The 2,209-nt window shown below is 43.4% G+C and carries 4 protein-coding genes; all 4 read left to right on the forward strand.

Annotation, left to right across the window (positions count from 1 at the left end; genetic code table 11):
* Positions 1-187, forward strand: a 187-nt coding sequence (locus A3761_RS20360; RefSeq protein ID WP_068750784.1) for a type II toxin-antitoxin system RelE/ParE family toxin, incomplete at its 5' end; no start/stop codon positions are given.
* 15 nt (positions 188-202) lie between these two features.
* Positions 203-484 carry a HigA family addiction module antitoxin gene (locus A3761_RS20365; protein WP_369808245.1) on the forward strand — a complete coding sequence of 94 codons (282 nt, stop codon included), beginning with the start codon at positions 203-205 and terminating at the stop codon, positions 482-484.
* Positions 485-840: 356 nt separating this feature from the next.
* Complete coding sequence (locus A3761_RS20370; protein ID WP_068552949.1) at positions 841-1,983, forward strand: methyl-accepting chemotaxis protein; 1,143 nt, start codon at positions 841-843, stop codon at positions 1,981-1,983.
* Positions 1,980-2,209 (forward strand): hypothetical protein (locus tag A3761_RS20375; RefSeq protein ID WP_197473144.1); only part of this gene is annotated, 230 nt, incomplete at its 3' end. The genes A3761_RS20370 and A3761_RS20375, both read left to right, overlap by 4 nt.

The raw sequence follows: 2,209 nt of genomic DNA on the forward strand, positions 1-2,209 counted from the left end.
ACTTATTTTAGGCCGACTTAATGCTTCTACTTCCCCAGATGATATGAATTTACCGGGGCTATTTCTGAACTCCTTATCTGGTAAGCGTTCAGATGTTTGGTCTGTTCGTGTTAGTGGGAATTGGAGGGTGACGTTCCGTTTCAATGGGGAACATGCAGAAATTGTAAATTACGAAGATTATCACTGAGGTGAAATTATGCTAATGCACAACCCTCCACATCCAGGCGAGATTATTAAAGAGCTTTGTCTTGAGCCTCTCGAGCTAAGTATCACTGCAGCGGCTGAAGCATTAGGCGTTAGTCGAAAAACACTCTCTAGTATTGTTAACGGTAAAGCAGGTATTAGCCCTGAAATGGCGGTGAGGCTTTCGATTGCGTTTAATACATCAGCTGAAAGTTGGTTGAATCAGCAAACACAATATGATTTGTGGCAGGCGGAAGCTAATCGAAGTGAACTCGATGTAAAGCCTTTAATTGCCGCCTAGCATATAAGACGAGTTAGATCTTGTAGACTTATGGGTGTATGTCCTGCCTTAAGTGCCTCTTGCTCTGCGAAAGTTTAGCGGTTCAGAAATACCAAGGAGGCACGTTGGAATAAAAAAATTTAGCAGCTAATGTGTGAATTCATGCACCACAACGATCCATCTCGCATTTTAGTAGGGCAAAAACCCCAACAATAAACTATGCCTTATTATTGCTCCTCACACTCAAACCCGCTAAGACCAGCGTCGTCCGTAGACCTTACAAACAGTAACAATCCTTAGTTACTCTGCGGCATAGTACTTGCTCCTCTGTAATACAAACACTCAAATTCATCGGCATTTCCAAGAGGAGCTTTGTCATGCGAAATATGCCTTGGGCTGAGAAACTAGACAGTACTCCCTTTATCGCCTTACTAACGATCATTACACTAACATCGTGGCTAATACAGCCCTCGTCATATTGGACCGTTTTTCTTATTGCTCTTTCTGGGCTCTCATCTATATTCCTGATCTATAAACGAAACCAGTTTTTTGCACCTCTCAAAGATGTTTCACGCTTACTTCAACAAAACGGTGTACAACACCGAGACCTCCCTCTCCATTCTCGATCTGGACACTCCGTCCTGGAAGCACTACGCCACTATTTACTCAATCAAGAACGCTCTGTTCAGCATAGAGACGGTTACTTTACTGAGTTTAACCATATGGCGAGTGAGTTATCGATCAGCGCTTCAACCTCGGCAAAAAATGCCATGGAACAAAAGCAGGCAATCTCCTCTTCGGCTGCAGCAGTCACTCAACTGAGTGCCAGCGTGAGCGATGTTGCAACGCAAGTTCGAGAAACCCATGCCGACATTGATACTTCACGTAAGCAAATTGCACAAGGGCGTGCCGAAGCGCAAAAAGCCTGCATTGAGATTGAGAAGATGACTGCCTTGTCTGAAGAAAGCGTCAAAATGGTGGATGTCTTGTTTGAGCAGTCAAACAATGTTGCAGCAATGTCTAACATCATTCGGGAAATTGCCGATCAAACCAACCTTCTATCTTTAAATGCTGCAATCGAAGCGGCACGCGCTGGTGAGCATGGGCGAGGCTTTGCAGTCGTGGCCGATGAAGTTCGAAATCTGGCAATCAGATCCCGAGAATCAGCAAACGATATTAGCGACAGTATTGAGTTATCTCACAAGCAGATGGGCAGTGTGAAACAGCAGGTCCATGATGTCGTCAGTAAAGCCAGAGAAAACTATCATAGCATCCAAAACCTTGAAGCCAATCTAGGTACCCTCGATAAAGTCGTCGATCAAATATGTGACAAGATTTCTCATATATCTACGACAACAGAGCAACAAAGCTACGCAACCAACGAAGTTGCTTTCAATGTTGAAACACTGCTATCACAAGCAGATGAGAATACAGCAATCGCTGACGAAACGGTTAATATCGCCAAATACCTGGCAAATAAATCAAGCCAATCAAAAGAACCAATGGAGAACAGTTTATGATCATTACCCTCTCCTTAGTCCTCATAGTCATTGCAAGTGTGCTGGTTTGGTTTAGTACCAATCGAAAAAAACATGCCGAAAAACTGGAACTTAAAAACTGTTTGGCGCAGCTCAATTCACTCAAAAGCTTATTGATTCAAATTCAAAAACATCGCGGCTTAACCACAGGCTATCTTCACGGTGAGAAAACATTACAAGCAGATATAAAAACCGTGAGAGCAGACGT

This window comes from Oleiphilus sp. HI0123 (assembly GCF_001635315.1).